Raw genomic sequence first — 6,822 nt, 5'->3', positions numbered from 1 at the left:
CCCGAGCGCAGCGCGCGGCTCAGCGCCCGGTCGAAGCCGAGATCCTTCCACAGCTCGTGCAGCGCAAAGACGTCGCCGTAGCTTTGCGCGGGTTCGTGGGTGAGGTGCGAGGCGGTGTTCTCCGCCCGGCCCAGGACGCGGTTGAGCCCACTGATCAGGGGATCCAGCTTCTCGGGCGTGAGATCCTCGATCCGCCCCAGGTTCGCGATCACGCGGTGGCGAACCTTTCCCGCATCATCACGATAGCCCTCGACCAGCTGCAGATAGCGTCGTCCGCCCGACCGGGTGATCTTCGTGTACATGCCGCAACGATATCACGGCAGAAAACTGCTTTCCATCGTGAAATACCGATGACGTGCCACAACACAACTTCGCTGAAATCACCCCCGGGCAAAGGCTAAGTTATTGATTACCCAGAGGCTAACGGTCCGGGTGCCCGAAAATCGGGGCCGGAAGTGTCGAACTCCGGCCGCCTCGGCGTCGAAAGCCAGGATCCTGTCCGCGAACTGCAGGCAGGTCCGGTCGAGCCAGTCGGCGAGCACGGCCCCGGCGGCCGGGTTGCGCCGCGCCTCCAGCGCGACCCCGCGGGCGATCTCGCCGATGGTCACGGCGCTGACGAAGAGCGCGCCCTCGTCCTGGGACATCAGCCAGGCCGCGACCCGGGGATGGCGCTCGGGCCGGCGCAGCGCCGAGAGGACGTCCGTATCGAGCAGGATCACGACAGATCGACGGCGCGCGGCGCGGCGCCCGCCCGCGGGAATTCGTCCGCGGCGCCCGCCTCGGCCGGCGGGATCGCGAGCAGATGGGCCCGGAAATCGGGACGCGACGCGGCCGCCGCGCGGCGCAGCCCCTCGTACTCGGCGGTGGCGATCACCGTCACCGCCGGGCGGCCGCGGCGCGTGACCGCCTGCGGCCCCTGGCGCAGCGCCGCCTCGACCACGGCGCTGAAGCGATTCTTGGCGTCCTGCAGCGACCAGCTCATCGCGGGGCGTCCTCTCATGGCTCCATCTGTCCAGGTAGCTGGACAGATAAGCCGATGTCGCGCGGCGCGCAACGGCGGCGCGTCCAGCGTCGGACCACGGGCATGACGGGCCGCGGGTCCACCGTTGATGATGACGAAGAGCCGTCGCTTCGGTCGATCTGGGACGCAGCCGACGACGAGGACGCGCTCGACCCGCTGCGGCTGATCGATCCCGACGTCTCGCCTGTCGATCCGATCCCCCGATCGGCCGGCTCCGGGCCGGAAGCCTGGCTCGACGCGGAGGCCGCGCTCGCCCGGCCGCTGGCCGAGGCCGTCGAGGCCTTTGCCCGGCTCGACGAGCGGCTGCGCGCCTGGGACGCGGCCCACGCCCGCGCCGCCGTCGAGCGTCTCGCGCTGGGGCAGGCGGCGGCGCTGCTCTGGGCCGAAGGCGCGCCCGTCGAGGTCGAGCGGCTTTCGCTCTGGGGTGCGTCGCGGATCGGGCGCAGCTCGGAGGAGGACGCAGGCCTGGCGCGCGCCGCCTGGGCCGCCCGACGCCTCGCGCGCGGTCGCTGGACGCTCGCTTCGGCGGGCGCCTTGGCGCGGTTCGAGGGACGGACGCCGCGCTGCGAAGGGGAGGGTGACAGCGGGGGCTGCGATGATTTTTCCGCGTCCTGGGGGGCGTTCGCGCGCGTCCGGGGCGGCGCGTGGATCGCGGCGGCGGAGAGCTGGGCCGCCGAGGTCCGCGGCCTCCGTGCGGCGCACCGCTTCACTCAAGGGTGCGTCGCCGAACGGGCGTGGCGGCTGTCAGGTCTCTCCGACGCGACGGCTGTCGTCGAGCCGGCGGTCGCGGCGATGAAGATCGCGGCCAGGGCGGGCAGGGGAGGGGCGCCCTTCGCGCCGCTCGCACGCCGGCGGACGCCCGGCGGCGAGCGGCCTGTGGAGCGCTTGCGCGGCTTCTACGCTGACCTCGCCACGGGATGCGCTGAGGCGTTGGTCGCGCTGGAGCGGCTTCAGTCGTGGCGGCTCCGGGCAGACGACGCGGTCGCGGATCTCACCGGGCGCACGCCGCGCCTGCTGGTCGCGCTGCTTGGCCAGCGCGTCGCCGTCTCGGCGCAGGACGCGAGCGAGGCGGGCGGCGTCTCGGTCTCGGCGGCGCAGCGCAATCTCGCCCTGCTCGCCGAGCGGGGCGTCGCCCGAGAGATCAGCCGTCAGGGGCGCTTCAGGATGTGGGCGGCGAGCCCTTGACGCGTCGCGGCTTCGCCCGGGCGCCACGAGTCCCAGTTGGACGGCTCACGCAGGAGCCGCTGCTCGCCGTCGACAGGCGCCGGGCGAGGCGACCGCCGGGCCTGCGCCAAAGCCGTCAGTCGAGGAATGTGTGAGGTTCGAGTGAAACCAGCCGTTCGCGACGGCAAGCTCCGAGCCGTCCCGTCAGGCGGCTCTTCTTGCGGATCGGTAGGGGGCCTGACGCTGATAAGCGTCGAAGTGATTGTTGAATCGTGGGCGAGAGGGGGCCCTGAATCGCGCTTCTTCACACGCTGCGTCTCTGTTCCTCCGAGCTAACATCGCCAAGTGTCTCGAACGCCTCTGAACCGGCTCGGGCATTGCGGGCGCCTCACGCGTGGGGATCGGCGCTGGGCTTCTACACCGATCGGTGTCGAAACCCTGCGCCGATCCACAATCTTGCGCTTACGCCAAATCCTTGGCGCGGTAGGCGGCGACCACTTCCTTCACGGGCGCATAGGTCTCGCTGAGCTTTTCGCGGGTCAGCTCGACGATCTCACGCGTGTTGGCGGCGGTCGCCTCGATGCGGGCATGCGCGCGGGCGACGTGCAGGTCGAGGACATCGCTCAGGCTCTTCGCCTGGATGGTCTCCTTGCCGAGCTCGACGTAACCGGTGACGGCGTCCCGGGCGTAGCCGAACAGGGCCTTGTCGACTTCGATGACGCCCGCCACGGCGTTGCGGCTCGCGGACGCCAGCGCGCCAAGCATTTTCGACGCGGTCACGGTGGTGGACGGCGTGGTCGCGTCAGTCGTCGTCTCAATGATCTCGGTCATGGTGAGTCTCCCTTTTCTTGACCCTAACGTAAACGTAATGCATGCCATGCTGCATTGCAACATAAATCGCGCACGGTCGGACGCCGGCGTCCTCAGTGCGCGGCGCTCGTGATCACATGCAGCGCGCCGCCGACGAGCGCGCCGAGAACGGCGCCGTTGATGCGGATGAACTGGAGATCGTGGCCGACCTCGCGCTCGACGCGCGCGACAAGATCGTCGCTCTCCCACTCCTCGATGATCCTGGTGACGTAGGCCACAATCGCCGGCCGCGCGGTCTCAACCAACGATGCGGCCCCTGACACGAGCCTCGCGTTCAGTTTTTCCTGCAGTTCCGGGTCTTCGAGAAGGCTTTCTGCGAACCGCCCGATCGCGCCGGCCACGTGCTCGGCGAAGCTGTCGGGTTTCTCTTCCAGAGTGTCCCGCAGCTGTTGGAGGGCTTTCTCCAGCACCGCATCGATGGCCACGGCGAAGCCAGGAGAGTCGATGTACCTGTCCTGCGCTTCCGCGAGGAAGGCCGCGATGCGCCCCGACTGCTGTATGCCGTCGACGAGGCTGACGACCGACCCGTCGAAGTCCCGCCTCAGCGCCGAGTCGCGATCGGCGAGGTCGTCCATGATCGACAGGATGCCGTCGACCAGCACCCTGACGATCCCGCGGTCGACGGTTGACGCGATCCACCAGCGGCTGCGGTCCTGCACGATCTCGGTGACGGTGTCGCGGTTCTCGTCCAGAACCTTGCGCACTTCGGCGATGATGTCGTCCATCAGCCGGCTGCGCACCGTGTCCTTCAGAAACGCGGCGATGGTCGAGGACAGGTCCTCCGGCTCGGCGACGGCCCTGAGGATGTCGCGGACCTCCGCGCTGGCGCCGATCCGGACGCCGCGATCGAGGTGCTGCGTCAGCAACAGCCGCAGCGCGAAGGCCAGTTCGCGCGCCAGCAACGTCGCGTTGGCGCGATCGGCCAGCCACTGCGCCGCGAGGCGCGCCGGGTTGGTCTTGCGCACCTGCAGCAGCACCTGCTCGGGCACGAGGAAGTATTCGTCGATGAAGCGGGCGATGCTGTTCGCGGCCCGTTTCTGGTTGCGCGGCAGCAGCGCGGTGTGCGGGATCGGCAGGTTCAGCGGATGGCGAAACAGCGCCTCGACGGCGAACCAGTCGGCGAGGGCCCCGACCATGCCCGCCTCGGCCATGGAGCGGATGAGCAGGACGGTGAAGTCGGGGTCTTCCACCCGGAAGCTGGCCGCGTAGACCATGGCCAGAACCGCGAGGATGCCGGTTGCGGTCCGGCGGATGGGGCCGATCGGATCATCCTGGTCCATGCTCGCCAACGCGCTCCACGCCGTCTCAGGCCGGTTCGACCGCCCGGTCGTGGATGAACGCCTCGACACGGTCGGCGACGTCGGCAGCCTGGGTCAGCACGAACATGTGTCCGCAGGGCACGGTCTCGACCGTCGCGTTCGGCATCCTCTTGGCCATGATCTTTCCGTTTATCGAAGGAATGATCGGGTCTTTCTCGCCCATGAGGATCAGGGTCGGAACCTTGATCCGCCCGAGCCAGAGATAGCTGGTCCAGCCGACGCCGGCGAGCAGCTGATACGTGTAGCCCCTCTTGTCGCCGGCGCGCATCGCCATCGCGTGCCCCCGCAACAGCTCCTTGTTGAAAGCCACATCGCCGCCATAGATTTCGGCCCCGATCTCCATCATGTGCTCGGGGTTCTCGTAGCGCTTCTGCGTGACGAGCTTGCGCAGGATCTTCAGTTTGCCGGGCACCATGACCATGCCGGCCGAGGTGGCCGCCAGCGTCAGCGAGCGGCACCGCGGCTGGAAGTCGTGGACGAACTGCTGGGCGAGCGCCCCTCCCCACGAGACCCCGAACACGTTCACGCGGCCGACGCCGAGCTCGGTGAGGATCCTGTCGAGCATGCGCGTGAGATTGGTCAGCCGGTAGGGCGAGAAGGGCGTCGGCGACTTGCCGACGCCGGGCACGTCGAAGGCGATCAGGCGCGTTCGCTTGAAATGATCGGAGAAGGGCGAGATCGTCTCGATGCTCGCCCCGATGCCGTTGCAGAGCAGCAGCGTCTGGTCGGCGTCGTCGGGGCCCATGACCCCGACGTTCCAGTCCTGCCCCATCACCGTGATCGTTTCGGATTTGATGTCCACGGAGCCGCCTTTCATTCGCCTTCGAGGACATAGGTCCCGGGTGCGGCGCAGAGTGGGGGGTACTTCGTCGCGCCGGGCTTCTTCGGGGCGGCGATCTCGGCGCCGGAGCGCTCCTTCAGCCACTCCGCCCAATAGGGCCACCAGCTGCCCTGGCGGATCTCGGCGCCGGCGAGGAACTCGTCGGGCGTGGCGTGCGCGCCCGTGTTGACCATGAAGCGCGCCTTGGGGTTGCTGGGCGGGTTGATGATCGACTGCACATGACCGGCCTCGCTCAGCACGAAGTCGTTCTTGCCGCCGAAGGTCGACACCGACTGGTAGCAGCCCTGCCACGGCGTGATGTGATCGGTGGTCCCGCCGACGAGGAACTTGTCGCAGGTCACCTCCTCAAGCCGGACGGGCACGCCGAGCACCCTGAGATCGGCGCCGCGCCGCGCGCCCCCCTTCTCCATCAGCGAAATCATGTCGCTGTGCAGGGCCGCGGGCAGGTTCGTCGTGTCCGAGTTCCAGAAAAGGATGTCGAAGGCCGGCGGCTCGTTGCCGAGCAGATAGTTGTTCACCCAGTAGGCCCAGATCAGGTCGTTGGGGCGCAGCCACGCGAAGGCCTTCTGCAGCGCGCTGCCCGGCAGCACGCCCTGGGTGCGCGAGAACATCCGCGCCAGTTCGAGCGTCTCGATGTTGGCGAACAGCCCCATCGCGGTGTCCTTGGCGCCCTCGACGTCGAGGATGGCGACGAGCAGGGTGAAGGTGTTCGCGCGTTTCACGCCGGTCGCCGCCCAGTACGCCATCAGAAGCGAGGCCGTGATGCCGCCGGAGCAGGCGCCGACGATGTTGAGCTCCTTCGACTTCGAGATCTCGCAGGCGACCTCCGAGGCGCGGTCGAGACCGGCGATATAGTGGTCCATCCCCCAGTCGGCGTGTTCCTTGCCGGGGTTGCGCCAGCTGACGAGAAAAACCGTGTGGCCATGCTGGACGAGAAACTCGACCGTGGAACGATTGGGCGCCAGATCCCATGCATAGAACTTGTTGATCTGCGGCGGAATGATGAATATCGGCGTTGCAAACACTTTATCTGTTTTGGGGATGTATTGTATCAGCTCAAGAATTTCGTCTCGATATATCACATCGCCCTCACTGACGGCGATGTTTTTCCCGACCCTGAACTTCGACTTGTCGACGGATGAAGGCAGCCCCCCGTTGTGCAGAATGTCGTCGATCATGTGCTTCGCGCCGGAGACGAGATTTTTTCCGCCTGTCTCCAGGGTCTTGCTCATGGCGGAGGGGTTGCCGACCAGCATGTTCGTGGGCGCGGCGCCGTCCGTCAAAATCGAGGTCACGAGTTTGGCGCGCAGCTTGTTCCGCCCATCCATGTCGAGCGTCTCGACCCAGTCGTTCATGCCCTTCGACCAGATGAGGTAGGTCTGCATGAGCGCCTTGTATCCCGGGTTCGACGACCAGACCGGATCGTTGAAGCGCTTGTCGCCCTTCTCGGGCCGCACCTCGGAGGCTCCGGTCATGGTGGCGACCGTGGCGCTCAGCGCCTCCGAATAGGCGAGGAAAAGCCTGTCGGGTCGCTTCAGAGACGCCGTCACGAGCTCGCCCATGGCCTTCGCCAGCACCGTCGACGACTCCATCGCATTGTTGGTCAT

General features: G+C 67.6%; 7 protein-coding genes and 1 pseudogene. 1 reads left to right on the top strand and 7 read right to left on the bottom strand.

Going from position 1 to position 6,822, the window contains the following annotated elements; translation table 11 throughout:
* The 3 genes and pseudogenes from BLW43_RS20405 to BLW43_RS20395 all read right to left on the bottom strand — a co-directional run.
* Positions 1–302, bottom strand: a pseudogene (locus BLW43_RS20405) (IS1634 family transposase); the annotation flags it as partial.
* A 78-nt stretch (positions 303–380) separates the two neighbouring features.
* Positions 381–719, bottom strand: a complete 339-nt coding sequence (locus BLW43_RS20400) for a PIN domain-containing protein (protein WP_093256297.1) — start codon at positions 717–719, stop codon at positions 381–383.
* Positions 716–982, bottom strand: a complete 267-nt coding sequence (locus BLW43_RS20395; protein WP_093256295.1) for a type II toxin-antitoxin system prevent-host-death family antitoxin — start codon at positions 980–982, stop codon at positions 716–718. Before BLW43_RS20395 ends, BLW43_RS20400 begins: the two co-directional genes overlap by 4 nt.
* 102 nt (positions 983–1,084) lie before the next feature.
* On the opposite strand from BLW43_RS20395, the gene BLW43_RS20390 reads away from it, so the two are divergent.
* Positions 1,085–2,206, top strand: a complete 1,122-nt coding sequence (locus BLW43_RS20390; protein WP_139284167.1) for a hypothetical protein — start codon at positions 1,085–1,087, stop codon at positions 2,204–2,206.
* A gap of 441 nt (positions 2,207–2,647) precedes the next feature.
* Here BLW43_RS20390 and BLW43_RS20385 read toward each other — a convergent pair whose 3' ends face one another.
* From BLW43_RS20385 to BLW43_RS20370, 4 genes are all read right to left on the bottom strand, one after another.
* Complete coding sequence (locus BLW43_RS20385; protein WP_175479032.1) at positions 2,648–3,016, bottom strand: phasin family protein; 369 nt, start codon at positions 3,014–3,016, stop codon at positions 2,648–2,650.
* Positions 3,017–3,108: 92 nt separating this feature from the next.
* Entirely contained in the window at positions 3,109–4,335 is a 1,227-nt protein-coding gene (locus BLW43_RS20380) for a DUF445 domain-containing protein (RefSeq protein WP_093256289.1), read from the bottom strand.
* A 25-nt stretch (positions 4,336–4,360) separates the two neighbouring features.
* Complete coding sequence (phaZ, locus tag BLW43_RS20375) at positions 4,361–5,176, bottom strand: poly(3-hydroxyalkanoate) depolymerase (RefSeq protein ID WP_175479031.1); 816 nt, start codon at positions 5,174–5,176, stop codon at positions 4,361–4,363.
* Positions 5,177–5,187: 11 nt separating this feature from the next.
* Complete coding sequence (locus BLW43_RS20370; RefSeq protein WP_175479030.1) at positions 5,188–6,822, bottom strand: PHA/PHB synthase family protein; 1,635 nt, start codon at positions 6,820–6,822, stop codon at positions 5,188–5,190.

Source organism: Rubrimonas cliftonensis (genome assembly GCF_900107585.1).
Lineage (GTDB): Bacteria > Pseudomonadota > Alphaproteobacteria > Rhodobacterales > Rhodobacteraceae > Rubrimonas > Rubrimonas cliftonensis.
This window is presented reverse-complemented; position numbering and strand designations above follow the sequence as displayed.